A 17,088-nucleotide genomic window follows, 5' to 3' on the forward strand; every position below is an offset into this window, starting at 1 on the left:
TAATCACTCTTTTCCCTCCTCTAAAACTACCTATTTGTATCTTACCAGTTAATGTTTATGAAATACAAGTAAGTTTACTTGTATTTCAGTATAGAAAAGGTGTTAGAGCTCCTGCTCTAACACCTTTTCTTTAATGACCACGATGTTTTTGCTTTGCTTTTTGTACTTTCATTAAACGTCTTCTTTCTTTTTCAGCTTCTCGCTTCTCTTTAGACTGCACTTTCTTTTCTTGTTTATGCAATTCATAAGATAAACTAATCGCCTCTTGCGCCTTAGTAAAACGTTTAATACTTATTTCTTTTGCTGCTTGTCGTATGATACGCTTTATGTTTTTAGGACGCTGTTTTTCTTTAACTTCTACACCACATTTTGCAAAGTGCTGAAAATGCTCTAAAAGTGAACCATTCACAAACATAAGCACTTCTTCATCTGACGGTTCCGCCCCAAAAATATACCTCGCCCCATACAATTTCCCTTGTTCTTTACATGTAATGATTCCAACAAAAAATTGGCCATCGTGATATACTGTCAAATCCATTGACAGCCCCTCCTTTAAAAGATTAGAAATACAGGACATCCCGGAGGGGAAGGTTACTGACATGAAATCATGCGTCTGGACTACCAACCAGAACTGTGTTTTTGTATTTCTTTCACTATGATTATATCTTTTTTTCCATAATCTTCATATATTCAGCAATCATTTTTTTATGCGATCCTACAATATAGTCAGGTAGTTCTGTTACTGAAAAGAATTTAAGCTGAACTGCTTCTTCTTTATTCATAACAAAATCCCCTTCGTATTCATCTGTATAATAGGCGGTTGTTACAGATTGAAATTCATCACCGTTTGCTAATTTTGTAAAGTAGTTCGCTCCAGAAAATACATTGATTAGTCGCAAGTTCTTCACTTTTATTCCTGTCTCTTCATATACTTCACGATAAGCTGTTTCTTCTGGTGATTCACTAAGCTCCATTAGCCCGCCAGGTAGCCCCCATTTTCCGTACGGCTCTGTCCGCTGCTGCAATAAAACATATCCATTTTCATTTATAATGAGTACAACAGCACCAACTAAAATTAAAGGGCGATGACCAACTATTTTTCGTAATTCTTCTACATATCCCACCGTATCGCCTCCTTTTTCGTTGTCCACACTATTGTATCATATGTTCGAAACGACAAAATGCGTATATTTTTCATTTTTTTAACAAAATATTTATTTTATGTGATTCATCTACTGTAGCTAACATAATAGATTCCACTTCTGTACTCTCCTCTAGAAATTCTCTCGCCCAAGCTTCTGTTTTTCCTAATAATGCAAGAACATCTTTCTGTATCCTCCCATCCTTTACTAATACAAAAGAAACTGGAGATTTTTTTCCCGCCACTTTAAGATCAAGCCGCGAAACTGCTTCATATTCTGGATACCGAAATATAGAAACGACACCGTTTGCTTCCCATAATGCTAATTTAATCGTTTGAATATCGCTCACATTTCGCATACGAAGTTCCGAAAACAAATATTCCACGGTAATTCTCGCCTTTTTCAAATTGCTAAAATCAATGGAACCATTATGTATAAGAATGATAGGTGCTGGCTCTAAAAAACGTCTCCATCTATCCCATTTCAGCATTAAAACTGAGCTTATAATATGAAGTACAACGAGTATGAACGTTGTAATCATCGAGCCCAGTAACCCTACTTTTTCATCAGACAATGCGTTAGAAATATTCCCACCAAGCAATAACACTAATACAACATCTAAAAAACGAAGTTGTGCGATAGACCTTTGTCCCATCGCTTTCGCAACTAATATTAAAAATATGTATGCTATAATAGCCCGAATAACCCATTCACTACTAGAAAGATGCCGTGCTCCTTCAAAAATATGCATATGCATCACTTTGCACTCCTTACCCGTCTCAAACTGCTAACCTGTTTTAGTTTGCAACGTTTATGAGCATATATGTAAAAAAGCTGGTTCGTTTAAAAACGAACCAGCTTTTTTTACTTAACTGAAAACATATATTTTTTATACGTTTTCCGTACCGATAGTATGAGCCCCATCATAATCATATTCGAGAATAAGGAACTTCCCCCATACGATAAGAAAGGTAATGCAATACCTTTTACAGGCATTAATCCAACGATCATACCGATGTTTTGGAATATTTGAACTGTTAATATACCGATCGATCCAGCGCATAATAATGTACCAAATAAATTATCAGCGGAATAACCAATAATAATTGTTCGATATAGTAGTAATAGGAACAAGAAGACAACTAAGGCTGCTACGATAAATCCACCTTCTTCGGCAATTGTAGCGAAAATAAAGTCAGTATGCTTCTCTGGGATATAGACGCTTCCTCCCCCAAACCCTTTACCTTCCATTCCTCCACTACCTACAGCTAAAATCGATTGTTGCGTTTGATAACCTTGATCTGCATTTTCAAATGGATTTAACCAACCTACAATACGCGACTGTTGGTGAGGTTTTAGTAAAGTAACTAAATTATTATAGAAAAAATCTTGATACTTAAAGAAAATAAATATTAAAGCAGATAATATGGTCAACGGAATAACTGTACATAATGCTATCAATTTCTTTTGAATACCTGACATAAATAAAATACATGCAATAGCAGCAGCATATAAGAACACCATACCTGTATCAGGTTGACTATATACAACCGCCATAGGTGGAAGTGACACTAGCATAATTTTACCTACTAGCTTTAAATCTGTTTGGAATGTCCTTGCCATATACTGTGCATTATGTTTTACTGCTATACTCGCTACTACAAGTAGCAATGCAATTTTGAAAAACTCAGACGGCTGAATTTGTCCAAATACTGGGAAAACAAACCATCTTTTTGCACCTAATTTTTCAGGTGTAAAACCTGATGGTGGTAATACTTTCAAAAGAATAAGTGAAGCAAACCCAGCAATATAAAGCGGCCAAGATAATTTTTGTAACTGATCTAAATCAATGCTTGCAACAAGAAGTAACAATACAACCCCAATTATGTAGTTAACACCTTGTTTCATAGCAAAGTTTGCAGCTCCATACTGTCCCGTTTGCTGACTGCTATATATAGCAGCTATACTCGTCACACATAGTGCACACAAAATTAAAATTAATTTTACATCTAAACTTTTTAGAAACTCGGTACTTCTTTTCATGACATCCTCCTGAAACATTGTTACGGCAAAAATAAAAAACCAGGAGTCAACATTCTTCATGTTTTGACGACTGATTACACATTATCTATAAAACACTTATATAGAATAACTCTCTTTTTCATACAATACAATATATTATACTACAGTTTCATCAGTAAGATTTGCCAAAAAAATTATTCTTTTCTTATTTTATATCCATATACCATATATCAGCAATGTATTTTCGTAAATTCCTAATACATAATCGTTTATTGTAAGATTACTGGGAAAGATATTTATACATATAGTAGGATGTAGATGAAGAAATAAGATAATAAAAAGCTCGCATAAGCGAGCTTTTTATTAATATACAGATGTATTATTTTCTGACATGTTTTCTAAAATTTCTTTAACACGCCCTAAGAACTTACCACAAATTAAACCATCAAGTACTCGGTGATCAAGTGATAAACATAAGTTAACCATGTCACGAGCACCGAACATACCATTATCCATAATTACTGGGCGCTTTACAATTGATTCAACTTGTAAAATAGCCGCTTGTGGGTAATTAATAATACCCATAGATTGAACAGAACCGAATGATCCTGTGTTATTAATTGTAAATGTTCCACCTTGCATTTCGTCTGCTTTTAACGATTTCGTACGTACTTTTCCTGCAAGTTCTGTAATTTCACGAGCGATACCTTTAATTGTTTTCTCGTCCGCTTGCTTAATTACTGGTACAAATAGTTCTTCCTCTGTTGCAACAGCGATAGAAAGGTTAATATCTTTCTTCTGAACAATTTTATCGCCAGCCCACATTGAATTAATTTGAGGATACTCTTTTAACGCTTGTGCTACTGCTTTTACGAAGAAAGCAAAGAACGTTAAGTTAAAGCCTTCACGCTTCTTAAAGTCACCTTTAATTGAGTTACGGTATGACACAAGGTTTGTCACATCTACTTCAATCATCATCCAAGCATGTGGTGCTTCATGTTTACTACGTAACATGTTTGCTGCGATTGCTTTACGCACACCTGTTACTGGAATTTCGATATCTCCAGGCATTGTAGGTACAGAAACTGGTTTCGCAGCTTCTACTTTTTGCGCTACTGGTGCTGCTTTTGGTGCTTCTGGGCGAGCTTCTACTACTGCCGCTACAGCTTCCTCTTTCTTCGCTGCACCTGCTTGCGGAATATTTCCAGATTCCACTAGCTTTAAAATATCTTTACGAGTGATACGGCCGTTTGCTCCCGTACCTTCTACTAGATCTAAATCAACGTTATGCTCACCCGCAAGTTTTAACACAGCTGGTGAAAAACGTGGTTTTCCATCAGTTGGTTGTTTTACTTTCGGTGCTTTTTCAGACGTAGCTACTTCTGCCTTTGGTTCTTCTTTCGTTTTTTCTTCAACAGCTGTTGCTGCTACTTCATCTGCGCCTTCTACTTGAATCACACAAACTACTTCACCTACAGCTAACGTATCACCTTCACCAGCGATTAACTCTTTTACAATCCCCGTGAAAGAAGATGGTACTTCAGCATTTACTTTATCAGTCATTACTTCTGCAAGCGGATCATACTTGTTTACGTGATCGCCAACATTAACGAGCCATTTACTAATTGTGCCCTCTGTAACGCTCTCCCCGAGCTGAGGCATTGTAATATTTTCTACAGCCATGTATAGTCCCCCCGATTAAAATTCCGCAAGTTCACGCATTGCTTTTTCAACTTTATCTGGATTTACCATAAAGAATTTTTCCATTGTTGGTGCATATGGCATTGCTGGAACGTCTGGACCTGCAAGACGTGCGATTGGCGCATCTAAATCAAATAGACAGTTTTCAGCAATAATTGCTGCCACTTCACTCATAATGCTTCCTTCTTTATTGTCTTCTGTTACAAGAAGAACTTTACCTGTTTTAGAAGCTGCTTCAATGATTGCTTCTTTATCTAATGGATATACAGTACGTAAATCAAGAATGTGTGCAGAGATGCCATCTTGTGCTAACTTTTCAGCCGCTTGAAGAGCAAAATGAACACATAATCCGTACGTGATAACTGTAATATCATCACCTTCACGTTTTACATCTGCTTTTCCGATTGGTAATACGTAGTCATCCTCCGGCACTTCACCTTTAATTAAACGATATGCACGTTTATGTTCGAAGAATAATACTGGATCTTCATCACGAATGGCTGCTTTTAATAAGCCTTTTGCATCATATGGTGTAGAAGGGATAACGATTTTTAAACCTGGTTGGTTTGCAAACATCGCTTCTACAGATTGTGAATGATACAATGCACCGTGAACACCCCCGCCAAATGGTGCACGAATTGTAACTGGACAAGTCCAATCATTATTAGAACGATAACGAATTTTTGCTGCCTCAGAAACAATTTGGTTTACTGCTGGCATGATGAAATCAGCAAACTGCATTTCAGCGATTGGACGCATACCATACATTGCCGCACCAATTGCTACCCCAGCAATTGCAGATTCTGCAAGCGGTGCATCAAGCGCACGATCTTCACCAAATTGATCATACAAACCGTGTGTCGCTTTAAACACGCCACCTTTTTTACCAACATCTTCTCCTAAAACGAATACTTTCTCATCGCGTTCCATTTCTTCGCGCATTGCTAATGTAATAGCATCAATATAAGACATTACAGCCATGAAACGTTCCCCCCTATTCTGCGTATACGTGCTTCAATGCATCTTCAGGTGCTGCATACGGAGCATTTTCTGCATATTCTGTTGCTTCATTTACGATATGCATAATTTCGTCTAACATTTGTTTTTCCGATTCCTCAGTTAATACACCAGCTTCTTTTAAATAAGCCGCGAATGTTATAATTGAATCTTTTTTCTTTGCTTCTTCTACTTCTTCTTTATCACGATAAACACGATCATCATCGTCACTAGAATGTGCTGTTAAACGATATGATACTGTTTCAATTAAAGTTGGGCCTTCACCACGGCGACCGCGATCTGCTGCTTCTTTTACAGCTTTATATACTGCAAGCGGATCGTTTCCGTCTATTGTATATCCAGGCATACCGTAACCAATCGCACGATCTGATACGTTTTTACATGCTAATTGTTTTTCAACTGGAATAGAGATTGCATATTTGTTATTTTCACACATAAAAATAACAGGTAGTTTGTGTACACCAGCAAAGTTTGCCCCTTCATGGAAGTCACCTTGGTTTGAAGAACCTTCTCCAAATGTAACGAACGTTACTAAATCTTTCTTCTCCATTTTTCCAGCTAATGCAATACCAACTGCATGTGGTACTTGCGTTGTTACTGGAGATGAACCTGTAACAATACGATTTTTCTTTTGACCGAAGTGACCAGGCATTTGACGACCACCAGAGTTTGGATCTCCAGCTTTCGCGAAAGCAGACAACATAAGCTCTTTAGCTGTCATACCAAATGCTAGTACAACACCCATATCACGGTAGTATGGTAATGCATAATCTTTCTCTCTATCAAGAGCGAACGCCGCTCCAACTTGTGCAGCCTCTTGTCCTTGACAAGAAATTACGAATGGAATTTTACCAGCACGGTTTAATAACCACATACGTTCGTCGATTTTACGTGCAAGTAACATCGTACGGAACATTTCTAATACTTGCTCATCACTTAAGCCAAGCTCTTCATGGCGCTTTTCTTTTACTTCTGCCATTTTTCATAACCTCCTAAATCCACATTTTTATGCGTGTAACGCTCTTCCATCTACAGCAAGTGCTGCTTCACCAATCGCCTCAGATAATGATGGATGCGGATGAATTGTATGTGCTACTTCCCAAGGTGTTGCATCAAGTACTCTTGCAAGACCCGCTTCAGAAATCATATCTGTTACATGCGGTCCAATCATATGAACACCAAGAATGTCATTTGTCTCTTCATCAACTACAAGTTTTACGAAACCATCTGATTCTCCGTATACAAGTGCTTTTCCGATTGCGCGGAATGAGAACTTACCTACTTTTAACTTATAGCCTTTTTCTTTCGCTTCTTGTTCTGTTAAACCGACAGAAGCAACTTCCGGACTGCTATATACGCATTTTGATACCATAGAGTAATCGATTGGTGTAACTTCTTTCCCTGCAATATGTTCTACTGCAGCAATTCCTTCGTGAGAAGCAACGTGAGCGAGTTGCAGGCCACCGATTACATCTCCAATTGCGTAAATATGCGATTCTTTCGTTTGATAAAACTCATTTGTTTGAATGTATCCTTTTTCCACAACGATATCTGTATTCTCTAAGCCAATATTTTGCGTATTCGCTTGTCTTCCTACAGATACAAGCATTTTTTCTGCTTTAAATTCTTTATTTTCACCGTTGTGTTCAGCTTGGATTGTTACTCCATTATCTTTTACCAATGTTTCTGGTAATACTTTTGCACCAGTTACCACTTTAATACCTTTTTTCTTGAATAGACGTTGCATTTCTTTTGAAACGTCTTGATCTTCTAGTGGTAATATCGTTTTCGCATACTCTAATACTGTAACTTCTACACCGAAGTCAGCAAGCATAGATGCCCACTCAATACCGATTACACCGCCACCAACGATAATAATCGAACTAGGAAGCGTTTCCATTTTTAGAGCATGATCTGAAGACATTACGTACTCTCCGTCTAATTCTAAACCTGGTAATGAATTTGGACGAGAACCTGTTGCAATAAGTACATTTTTTGGAATTAACATTTCATTCTCTTCTCCACTTGCAAGTTCAACTGAAATTGTCCCTGGCATCGGAGAGAAAATAGATGGGCCAAGAATACGGCCAATACCTTCAAACACATCAATTTTACCTTGTTTCATTAAATGTTGAACGCCTTTATGAAGCTGCGTTACTATCTTCTCTTTACGCTCTTGTACTTTCGCAAAGTTTAGTTCTACATTGCTTGCAATAACTCCGAACTCTTCGCTTTTTTTAGCAGTTGCATATACTTCCGCACTACGTAAAAGAGCTTTACTAGGAATACATCCTTTGTGTAAACAAGTACCACCAAGATTTTCTTTTTCGACTAGTGCAGTTTTTAACCCTAGTTGTGATGCACGAATTGCAGCAACATATCCACCAGTACCGCCGCCAACGATGACTAAATCATATTCTTTTGCCATTATCTCAACCCCTAGCTACCGTTTCTTTTTCACGTACAACGTATTCTTTTGGAGCTTCTTCTTCACGTAATACACGAAGTGCTCCTTCTGCTAACGCTTCTAACTCATCTTCGCCTGGATGTACGATAACATCTGCAATCCAGTCCACTCGCTCTTTTATTTCATCGACAAGAATTTTACTGTATGCCAGTCCACCAGTTAATACGATTGCATCGATTTTCCCGTGAAGTACAGCGCTAGCTCCGCCAATCTCTTTTGCAACTTGATATGCCATTGCTTTATAAATAAGAGTTGCTTCAGGATCACCTTTTTCAACCATTTGCTCTACTTTAATCGCATCATTTGTACCGATTAAACTTACAAGTCCACCTTGTCCGACAAGTTTTTTAATCATTTCATCACGGTAATACTCACCAGAGAAACACATTTCTACTAGTTGCCCTACTGGTACTGTACCAGCGCGCTCTGGACTAAATGGTCCTTCTCCGTTTAAACCGTTATTCACATCGATTACTCTTCCTTTTTTATGAGCACCAACTGTAATACCGCCACCCATATGTGTAACTAATAAATTTAAATCCTCGTATTTGTGATTTAACTGTTCAGCTACTTTACGAGCAACTGCTTTTTGATTTAATGCATGGAAGATACTTTTGCGTTCCATACCAGCAATGCCACTTATACGAGCAACCGGCTCCATCTCATCTACAACGACAGGATCTACAATGAATGCAGGAATGTTTAATCCAGAAGCAATTTCATATGCTAAAATGCCTCCAAGGTTTGAAGCGTGATGACCGCTAAAGCCATTTTTCAAATCTTCTAACATCGCATCGTTTACTGTATACGTACCGCCTTCGATTGGACGAAGTAATCCACCACGCCCACAAACAGCGTTTAATTTTGAAATGTTAATACCATGAGAATGTAGAACTTCTAAAATCGTTTCTTTTCGAAACTCATATTGGTCGATAATTCTCTTATATTTTCCAATCTGTTCTACGTCATGACGAATCGTTTCTTCTAGAACGGGTCTTTCATTATCAAAAACACCAATTTTTGTGGATGTACTACCTGGGTTAATAACAAGAATTCGATTTACAGACAATGTTGCTACCTCCACTAATAAATTCAAAAGGAAGTGGAAACCTCATAAGAGGTAACCACACCTTTTGTAAAAGTTATATATGAATGATTAGCGACGGCTAATAATATCGTGACCGTTGCGTAAGTAAGTGCTACGAGAATTCTTCAAGCTTGCAATGCGCTCTTCAGCTAGACGATCTGCCGCTACATAAGTTGCTATGCCATCGCGTTTTGAAATTTCGATTACTTTTGCAATTGTGTCATAAATAGACTCAACACGTTTTAGTGCACGTTCTCTATTGTATCCATATAATTCGTCTGCTACGTTAATTACGCCACCTGCATTAATTACATAATCTGGTGCGTATACAATACCCATTTCATGAATGATGTCACCATGACGATCTTCTTTTAATTGGTTATTTGCAGAACCTGCGATTACTTTTGCTTTAAGTTGTGGAATAGTTTCATCATTAACTGTTGCGCCTAGTGCACATGGTGCGTAAATATCGCATTCAACACCGTAAATTTCATTTGGTTCAACTGCTGATGCACCGAATTCTTCTACAGCACGTTGTACAGCTTCTTTATTAATATCTGTAACGATTAATTTTGCTCCTTCAGCGTGTAAATGTTTGCATAGGTGATATGCTACGTTACCAACGCCTTGAACAGCAATTACTTTTCCTTCTAAATTGTCAGTACCGAAAGCTTCTTTTGCAGCTGCTTTCATACCACGGTAAACACCGTATGCAGTTACCGGAGATGGGTTACCAGAAGAACCGAATGATGGTGAGATACCTGTTACAAAGTCAGTTTCTTCATGGATAATATCCATATCATCTACTGTTGTACCAACATCTTCAGCTGTAATGTAACGTCCGTTTAGTCCTTGGATATAACGTCCTAGTGCACGGAACATTGCTTCGCTCTTATCTTTACGAGGATCACCGATAATTACTGTTTTCGCACCACCTAAGTTTAAACCAGCTGCTGCGTTTTTGTATGTCATCCCTTTTGCAAGACGCAATGCATCTTCAATCGCCGCTTCTTCAGAATCATATGTCCACATTCTTGTTCCACCAAGAGCCGGTCCAAGTGTTGTATCATGAATTGCAATAATTGCTTTTAAACCAGATTCTTTATCTTGACAAAATACTACTTGCTCATAATCATATTTTTCTAAGTATTCGAAGATTTCTAATGTCATTGTCGTTTCCCCCTAATGTTTTACCCTTTTTGGTTTATTTTGAAGCAGTCGCAACTGCCAATGCTAATGAATATACTTTTGTTTCTGCTGAATCAGCACGAGATGTTAAAACAATCGGTGCTTTTGCGCCAGCAATCATTGCTCCTACTTTTGCATCCGCAAAGTATACGAGTGATTTATATAGCACATTTCCAGCTTCAATCGTTGGGACGAGTAAAATATCTGCCTTACCTGCTACATCACTTACTATGCCTTTATGCTCTGCTGCAATTTGTGATACTGCATTATCTAAAGCAAGTGGTCCATCAACGATACAATCTTTAATTTGTCCGCGGCGATTCATTTGTGTTAACATCGCTGCATCAATTGTCGCCTGCATCGCTGGATTCACAACTTCTACTGCTGCAATTGGTGCCACTTTTGGCAAGTCGATTCCTATTGCCCGGGCAACTTCTACAGTATTTTGTATAATAGCAGCTTTTTGTGTTACATCAGGTGCGATGTTCATCGCTGCATCTGTAACGAAAATAAGACGATCGTAATTTGGAACTTCAAATGCTGCTACATGTGAAAGTACGCTACCTTTACGTAGGCCCCACTCTTTGTTTAACACAGCCTTCAAAATATTCGCTGTTGGGATGTTCCCCTTCATAAGCACGTCTGCTTCACCATTTCTCACAGCTTTAACAGAAAGTTCTGCAGCCTCTGCACTAGACATTGCTGCAATCACTTCAACATGTTCTGAAGTTTGTAAACCATGTTCTTGTAGCATCCCCATTATTTTTTCTTGATTTCCATATAGACGAAATTGAGCTAACTGTAATTTAATTGCTTTCGCTACAGCTTCAATTACTTCATGATCTTCAGCTACTGCTACAGCTACAGTTTTTTTAGGCTGCCCTGCTGCTTGATCAATTAAGTATTCTAACTTCATATTTTGTAATCAACCCTTTCCGTCGTCCCTCGTCTATTTATAAAGCAAATACCGTGCCAACTTTTAAAAGTGGTCTTACCAATAATGAAAACGCATTCAAATTGCAGTAAAATCAATACTTTGGAAAATAACAAAATATTCTGTCTTATTTTGTCGCTTTTTGTATACCATGCAATAAATTGCACGGTACGCAACTTATTGCATGCTATTTTTTGCATGGTCATACTTTTCTAGCTTGTAATATAAATTTCGAACGGAAATTCCTAACGCTTTTGCAGTTTGCGTTTTATTCCCATCAAATCTCTCCAAATATTCATGAATAATATTCCCTTCAAACTCTGTCACTAAATGTTCAAGTGGCTTTTCTTCTAATTCAGGTAATAAATGAGATTGCTTTGACTCCACCTGCTCTTCGTTATGTAATGGCGGTAAATGGTGTACATCAATATAGGTCTCGTTATAATTCATAAAGATAATAGCTCTTCCCAGAATATTTTCAAGTTCCCTCACATTCCCTGGCCATTCGTATGATTGTAAATATAAAATGGCTGAATCAGTGAGCCCTTCTACATTACGACCGTAATCTTGATTAATTTTTTGAATCAATCTGTCCGCAATTGTCGGTATATCTCCTTTACGTTGACGAAGAGATGGAATTTGAATTGGGATTTTATTTAATCGATAATATAAATCCTCCCTAAACTTCCCTTCTAGAATAGCCTTTTCTAAATTCACATGCGTCGCTGCAATTACTCGAACATTAATAGGTATCGCTTTCGTTCCACCAACTTTTACAATTTCTTTTTCCTGCAGTACACGAAGGAGTTTCGCTTGTGTATTTGCAGATAACTCCCCTATTTCATCTAAAAAAATACTACCGTTATTTGCTTCCTCAAAGAACCCACGTTTCCCGCCTCTTTTCGCTCCAGAAAACGCCCCTTCCTCATAACCAAATAATTCACTTTCTAACAACGTCTCCGAAATGGCCGCACAGTTTACACGGACGAACTTATTGTATTTTCGATTACTTCCATTATGGATTGCATGTGCAAACAATTCTTTACCAGTCCCAGATTCACCGCGTAACAGCACTGTTGCTGGTGTATTTGCTCCTAGCTTCGCCTGTTCGATAGCTGCCGTTGTTTCATCTGAATTCCCGACAATATCATCAAATGAATATTTCGCTTCTAATGTGCGAATAATTTGCCTTGCTCTATTCAATTCATTTGTTAACTTTTGAATTTCCGACACGTCACGGATAACGCCGACGCTTCCTTTCAATATTCCATCCACAATGACTGGTGCCACGTTTACAATTACATCGCGCTTTTTTTGCCCAATCTTCATATGTATTCCGCGCACCGCACGACGCGTTCGAAGTACTTTCATATGCATACTTTCGCCTTCTACAATATCAGTTGTAGCAGGCTTCCCAATAATATCTTCTTCTGTTAAACCCGTTAATTTCGTATATGCCGGGTTAATGACTAAACCTCTTCCTTTTTCATCCACAACCGAAATTGCTTCTTCAGATGAGTTAATAATTGCCTCTAATAGTGTTTGAATCTCCTTTAAATCTGTAACTTCTTCCGCTAAATCTACAACTTCTGTTATATCTTTAAAAATTGCAAATGCCCCTTGTACCTCTCCGCCCTCTTTTAATATCGGTATACGCGTTGTAATAATTTTCTTTCCATTCTCTAATGTTAGTTCATAATTTACTTCTATTTGTTTCGTACGTATAATGCGAAGTAATTTACTAGTTGGAATGACTTCTAAAATATATTTTCCTATCGCCTCTTCTTTTTTATATCCGATAATACGCTCTGCACTTTTATTAAAAAGACGAACTTGTCCCTCTCGATCAATTACGATCATGCCGTCATGTGTAGAATTTAAAATTAATTCTCCTTGTTGCGTTTGTTCCTCTAATCGCCCAATCAGCCCTTCCTTCTCATGCGCTAATCCTGTAACAATTTTTGCGATATCACCTGGTATAAGAAGAGTGTCTTTTTTCTTTTTTTCCAATAAAACCTTATGCACATCATCTTCACCTGTCATATCAAATATTACATCGATATGCATAGAAAGAAATGGAGTTACACTTTCTCCAATTGCAATCCCGTATTCCTTAGCAATTTGTAGTCCTTTTGCCAACGGATTTATATCAATAATCCCTATAATTTGAAATATATTCGAACTTTGTAACAGATTCAGCAGTGCGCTCCCGCCTTCACCTGCACCAACAATTAATACTTTTTGTTTCATATATCCCACTTCCTCTCGAAGTAACTCTGCAAATTTTTTCACACCTTTATCTTACTCGTTCAGCACCCTCTTGACAAACCCCCTTTTCTTATAACATCATTAAAATATACGAAATAATCTGAAAAGGAGCGTTATGTATGCAGCGTTACGTTGCTCTACTATTAGCACTCATCCCTATTTCATTAGCTGTGTTTGGTATAAAGTTAATGAGAGATACTGTATTCGGGATTCTATTTCCACCAATCTCTATACTGTGGTTACAATTTTTAATCGGCGCTCTCTGCTTCGGGCTCGGGTTTTATATCTTCGGTGGCTTCGTCTTGCACCGAGACCGTAAACGAAATAAAGTACAAGCTCGCTTTAGAAGATAGGAATGCCCCACTATTTATAAATAAAAAAATGAGACCGTTACACGCGGTCTCATTTTTTTATTGGCATTAACGTTCTGGCCGTTTCAGGGTAATCAGTAATAATCGCCGATATATTCATATCAAAATATTTACGCATAAGCGTTTCTTCATTAATTGTATAAGGGCGAACCTCTACACCACTTTCCATCGTTAGTTCGGCAATAGCATCTTGAAGGTAACGATAATTCGGATGTACTGCTGTAGCGCCCATTTTTTTCGCGTATGCCCACGGACTATGCAAACCTTCGCGATATAAAATTGCTGTTTGAATATCAGGAGCCATCATATGGCACCGTTTCATACTGTAGTGATTAAACGAAGAAAATATAACACGATCCTCTAGACTAAATTTCCGTACAAGCGTTATAACTTCTTCCTCTAAACCTCTGTATGGAATTTTATTATTTTTAAGTTCAATATTAAGTAGCAAACTCGTTTGTGCAAGCCATTCTAATACCTCTTCTAAAAGTGGTATTTTACAAAAACCTACTTTATCACCAAATTTATAACTTGCATCTAACTTGCATAAGTCCTCATATACATAATTCCGAACCGCACCTTTTCCATTTGTTGTCCGGTCCACCGTTTCATCATGAATGACGACAACTTTTCCGTCTTTCGTTAATTGAACATCAAGTTCAATTCCATCCGCTCTAAAAGACTCAGCCGCTTCAAATGAAATCATTGTATTTTCTGGGTACGTTCCAGCCGCACCACGATGTGCAAATATAAGAGTCATCCTCACTCCCCCAATCTTATGCTATACTATACGAAAAAGGAGGTACTTCTATGAGACCATTACAAATCTCTCCAGATACTGCAGTCCGCTTATCAAAAGCACTAGGTGTTCCACTTGAACAACTCATGCATATGCCGCAGCACATTTTAATTCAAAAGCTAGTTGAATTAGAAAAACAAAATAAAGACGAAGAATAATACAGTCCTGTTTTGCAGGACTTTTTATTATTTTCTATTATATCACGGATGCCTTTCCTACTAAAATCCTTTAACAGATGTACTACGATGTGATTTAGCCGTTCCTTCATCATTTAATAATGAATCACATCTTTTCTTTTTTTGTTACACGTCATAAAGAAAGCAGACCATTTATTTATAAGTCCCATTACGTCCTTAAAACACGATAATAAAAAAGCTAGAGAAGTCCTTTATATTATTTTTTATTGAACGTGCGGAGCATCCCCTGATTCGTATAGTTCTTTCGCTTTTTCCTCCCCGAATATAGTTAAAATATAATGTTGCTCTTCTAACGCATCCATTGCTCTAGTTACTTTACAAACGCTATCTTCTTGAGCATCCGAGAAATAATTGTGATCTTCTACAATTTTACTAAAATCTTTTTTCGCCCATCTATCAGCAATTGCTAAAAGTTCATTTTTCTTCGTAAAGCTACTCTTATTTATAATTTCTTTTAATTTTTTAGCATTACTTTGAATCATTGGGATAGAGCCCGATTTTCGTTCTGCCACCACTTTTTGATGAGTCATGCGATGCATCGCTGTAATGACTTCGCTTTCAGTAGAATTTTCAGTAACATACACATCAACAAAGACCCCATCCACCTCTCTACCTACTATTGTTTGGTCTTCTTTTTTATCTATTTGAGCGCTCACTTCTTTATCTACTGGATTATCTGCAAGTTCTAACATTCCAAATGTAACTGCAATAGCAAGAACTCCCATAGCTGCTACTATTCCTAGCCAAGTTGAAATTTTATTTTCCATTCCCCTTCTCCCTATCTATATCTATTTTATTGCCTTATAAAAAACTCACTTACATGTAATATTACTGAAAATAGGTTTTATTTTCCACACTATCAAATAATCTCTTTTTCTCAACAAAATAAAAAGACCAACGAATTATAACATTCATTGGTCTTTCATTAAAAAGTTTATTGGCTTTAAAATTAACATCGAGCATAGCGTTCCAGCATACATCGGTTTTACTAAAACGAAAACCCATTGCTACTTCTACTCTCAGCTAGCTTTATGTTCAAGTCTCAGCTTATCCGCAACCATTGCGATAAACTCAGAGTTCGTAGGTTTTGCTTTTGACATGGATACTGTATAACCGAATAAGGACGAAATAGAATCAATATTCCCACGGCTCCAAGCTACTTCAATCGCGTGACGAATTGCGCGCTCCACACGGCTTGCTGTTGTATTATATTTCTTTGCGATATCTGGATACAATACTTTCGTAATCGATCCTAATAATTCGATATCGTTGTATACCATGGAGATTGCTTCTCGTAAATACATATATCCTTTAATATGAGCGGGTACACCAATTTCATGAATGATACTCGTAATACTCGCATCTAAGTTTTTCGGTTTTCCATCTACTGTTGTTGCTGATCGGAATGATGGTAGTGGACGTTTAATCATAGCGTTTGCTTTACCACTCACTTGACGAATATGACTCGTTAAATTCTCCATATCAAATGGTTTTAATATGAAATATGAGGCACCTAAGTCAACTGCTTTTTTCGTCACATCTTCTTGGCCAAATGCTGTCAACATAATTACGCTAGGCTGTTTTAACCTTTCAATATGTCGCATTTTCTCCAATACAGCTAAACCATCTAAGTGTGGCATAATAATGTCTAAAACGAGTACATCAGGTTGCTTATCTGTTAATAAGTTTAAACACTCTTGACCATTATAAGCAGTACCGATTACTTCCATATCATCTTGAGCGGCTACATAGCTCTCTAACATTGATACTAGTTCTTTATTATCATCCACAAGACATACTTTAATTTTCTCCACAGCTTTTCCTCCCTTACCGAATCGATTCTCCGACATGTGTATCCTTCTAGGCTACATGAATTGTTCGACAATTGTGTGAAA

Annotated in this window: 17 protein-coding genes; 2 read left to right on the forward strand and 15 right to left on the reverse strand. The window is 37.5% G+C overall.

The features are described from left to right. Window positions 1-130: 130 nt before the first annotated feature. From C3Y97_RS21010 to C3Y97_RS21070, 12 genes are all read right to left on the reverse strand, one after another. On the reverse strand, window positions 131-538 hold the full coding sequence (locus C3Y97_RS21010; protein WP_098212657.1) for a YjdF family protein: 408 nt from the start codon (window positions 536-538) through the stop codon (window positions 131-133). Between the two features lie 121 nt (window positions 539-659). Further along, on the reverse strand, window positions 660-1,124 hold the full coding sequence (locus C3Y97_RS21015) for an NUDIX hydrolase (protein WP_000542536.1): 465 nt from the start codon (window positions 1,122-1,124) through the stop codon (window positions 660-662). A gap of 70 nt (window positions 1,125-1,194) precedes the next feature. Further along, a complete protein-coding gene (locus C3Y97_RS21020; protein WP_000550974.1) occupies window positions 1,195-1,899 on the reverse strand; it encodes a DUF421 domain-containing protein in 705 nt (234 codons plus the stop codon). Between the two features lie 107 nt (window positions 1,900-2,006). After that, on the reverse strand, window positions 2,007-3,185 hold the full coding sequence (locus C3Y97_RS21025) for an FtsW/RodA/SpoVE family cell cycle protein (protein WP_000831181.1): 1,179 nt from the start codon (window positions 3,183-3,185) through the stop codon (window positions 2,007-2,009). Window positions 3,186-3,527: 342 nt separating this feature from the next. Continuing rightward, window positions 3,528-4,847 carry a dihydrolipoamide acetyltransferase family protein gene (locus C3Y97_RS21030; RefSeq protein WP_000257660.1) on the reverse strand — a complete coding sequence of 440 codons (1,320 nt, stop codon included), beginning with the start codon at window positions 4,845-4,847 and terminating at the stop codon, window positions 3,528-3,530. Between the two features lie 15 nt (window positions 4,848-4,862). Then, complete coding sequence (gene bfmBAB / locus C3Y97_RS21035) at window positions 4,863-5,846, reverse strand: 3-methyl-2-oxobutanoate dehydrogenase subunit beta (protein ID WP_000290071.1); 984 nt, start codon at window positions 5,844-5,846, stop codon at window positions 4,863-4,865. Between the two features lie 13 nt (window positions 5,847-5,859). Then, window positions 5,860-6,861: a 3-methyl-2-oxobutanoate dehydrogenase subunit alpha gene (bfmBAA, locus tag C3Y97_RS21040; protein ID WP_000852551.1), complete on the reverse strand. Its 1,002-nt coding sequence runs from the start codon at window positions 6,859-6,861 to the stop codon at window positions 5,860-5,862. A gap of 27 nt (window positions 6,862-6,888) precedes the next feature. Beyond that, window positions 6,889-8,310, reverse strand: coding sequence for a dihydrolipoyl dehydrogenase (lpdA, locus tag C3Y97_RS21045; RefSeq protein ID WP_001051289.1), 1,422 nt, complete (start codon window positions 8,308-8,310; stop codon window positions 6,889-6,891). 4 nt (window positions 8,311-8,314) lie between these two features. Further along, window positions 8,315-9,418 (reverse strand): butyrate kinase, encoded by a 1,104-nt coding sequence (buk, locus tag C3Y97_RS21050; RefSeq protein WP_000115781.1) that lies wholly within the window; start codon window positions 9,416-9,418, stop codon window positions 8,315-8,317. Between the two features lie 87 nt (window positions 9,419-9,505). Continuing rightward, window positions 9,506-10,606 (reverse strand): leucine dehydrogenase, encoded by a 1,101-nt coding sequence (locus tag C3Y97_RS21055; RefSeq protein ID WP_000171355.1) that lies wholly within the window; start codon window positions 10,604-10,606, stop codon window positions 9,506-9,508. 34 nt (window positions 10,607-10,640) lie between these two features. Beyond that, window positions 10,641-11,540 (reverse strand): phosphate butyryltransferase, encoded by a 900-nt coding sequence (gene yqiS, locus C3Y97_RS21060; RefSeq protein ID WP_000764677.1) that lies wholly within the window; start codon window positions 11,538-11,540, stop codon window positions 10,641-10,643. Between the two features lie 195 nt (window positions 11,541-11,735). After that, the gene (locus C3Y97_RS21070) at window positions 11,736-13,808 is read right to left on the reverse strand and encodes a sigma-54 interaction domain-containing protein (protein WP_033666632.1); all 2,073 of its coding nucleotides are present in this window, start codon (window positions 13,806-13,808) and stop codon (window positions 11,736-11,738) included. Between the two features lie 137 nt (window positions 13,809-13,945). On the opposite strand from C3Y97_RS21070, the gene C3Y97_RS21075 reads away from it, so the two are divergent. Further along, window positions 13,946-14,179 (forward strand): DUF2627 domain-containing protein, encoded by a 234-nt coding sequence (locus tag C3Y97_RS21075; RefSeq protein WP_001190211.1) that lies wholly within the window; start codon window positions 13,946-13,948, stop codon window positions 14,177-14,179. A gap of 49 nt (window positions 14,180-14,228) precedes the next feature. On the opposite strand, the gene C3Y97_RS21080 is transcribed toward C3Y97_RS21075, so the two are convergent. Beyond that, window positions 14,229-14,957, reverse strand: a complete 729-nt coding sequence (locus C3Y97_RS21080) for a glycerophosphodiester phosphodiesterase (RefSeq protein WP_000172575.1) — start codon at window positions 14,955-14,957, stop codon at window positions 14,229-14,231. Window positions 14,958-15,007: 50 nt separating this feature from the next. Here C3Y97_RS21080 and C3Y97_RS21085 point away from each other — a divergent pair, with 50 nt between their 5' ends. Next, a complete protein-coding gene (locus C3Y97_RS21085; RefSeq protein WP_001247671.1) occupies window positions 15,008-15,154 on the forward strand; it encodes a YycC family protein in 147 nt (48 codons plus the stop codon). Between the two features lie 242 nt (window positions 15,155-15,396). Here C3Y97_RS21085 and C3Y97_RS21090 read toward each other — a convergent pair whose 3' ends face one another. Next, complete coding sequence (locus tag C3Y97_RS21090; protein ID WP_000428228.1) at window positions 15,397-15,960, reverse strand: PRK06770 family protein; 564 nt, start codon at window positions 15,958-15,960, stop codon at window positions 15,397-15,399. A gap of 252 nt (window positions 15,961-16,212) precedes the next feature. Continuing rightward, the gene (gene spo0A, locus C3Y97_RS21095; RefSeq protein ID WP_011110369.1) at window positions 16,213-17,007 is read right to left on the reverse strand and encodes a sporulation transcription factor Spo0A; all 795 of its coding nucleotides are present in this window, start codon (window positions 17,005-17,007) and stop codon (window positions 16,213-16,215) included. Window positions 17,008-17,088 lie beyond the last annotated feature (81 nt).

This window comes from Bacillus sp. DU-106 (assembly GCF_004799705.1).
Taxonomy (GTDB): domain Bacteria; phylum Bacillota; class Bacilli; order Bacillales; family Bacillaceae_G; genus Bacillus_A; species Bacillus_A cereus.

Bases quoted from the DNA above. Each gene is read 5' to 3' on its own strand.
- C3Y97_RS21010 (WP_098212657.1), bottom strand. From the start codon at position 538: ATGGATTTGACAGTATATCACGATGGCCAATTTTTTGTTGGAATCATT.
- C3Y97_RS21020 (WP_000550974.1), bottom strand. From the start codon at position 1,899: ATGCATATGCATATTTTTGAAGGAGCACGGCATCTTTCTAGTAGTGAA.
- C3Y97_RS21025 (WP_000831181.1), bottom strand. From the start codon at position 3,185: ATGAAAAGAAGTACCGAGTTTCTAAAAAGTTTAGATGTAAAATTAATT.
- C3Y97_RS21030 (WP_000257660.1), bottom strand. From the start codon at position 4,847: ATGGCTGTAGAAAATATTACAATGCCTCAGCTCGGGGAGAGCGTTACA.
- bfmBAB (WP_000290071.1), bottom strand. From the start codon at position 5,846: ATGGCTGTAATGTCTTATATTGATGCTATTACATTAGCAATGCGCGAA.
- bfmBAA (WP_000852551.1), bottom strand. From the start codon at position 6,861: ATGGCAGAAGTAAAAGAAAAGCGCCATGAAGAGCTTGGCTTAAGTGAT.
- lpdA (WP_001051289.1), bottom strand. From the start codon at position 8,310: ATGGCAAAAGAATATGATTTAGTCATCGTTGGCGGCGGTACTGGTGGA.
- C3Y97_RS21055 (WP_000171355.1), bottom strand. From the start codon at position 10,606: ATGACATTAGAAATCTTCGAATACTTAGAAAAATATGATTATGAGCAA.
- yqiS (WP_000764677.1), bottom strand. From the start codon at position 11,540: ATGAAGTTAGAATACTTAATTGATCAAGCAGCAGGGCAGCCTAAAAAA.
- C3Y97_RS21070 (WP_033666632.1), bottom strand. From the start codon at position 13,808: ATGAAACAAAAAGTATTAATTGTTGGTGCAGGTGAAGGCGGGAGCGCA.
- C3Y97_RS21075 (WP_001190211.1), top strand. From the start codon at position 13,946: ATGCAGCGTTACGTTGCTCTACTATTAGCACTCATCCCTATTTCATTA.
- C3Y97_RS21080 (WP_000172575.1), bottom strand. From the start codon at position 14,957: ATGACTCTTATATTTGCACATCGTGGTGCGGCTGGAACGTACCCAGAA.
- C3Y97_RS21085 (WP_001247671.1), top strand. From the start codon at position 15,008: ATGAGACCATTACAAATCTCTCCAGATACTGCAGTCCGCTTATCAAAA.
- C3Y97_RS21090 (WP_000428228.1), bottom strand. From the start codon at position 15,960: ATGGAAAATAAAATTTCAACTTGGCTAGGAATAGTAGCAGCTATGGGA.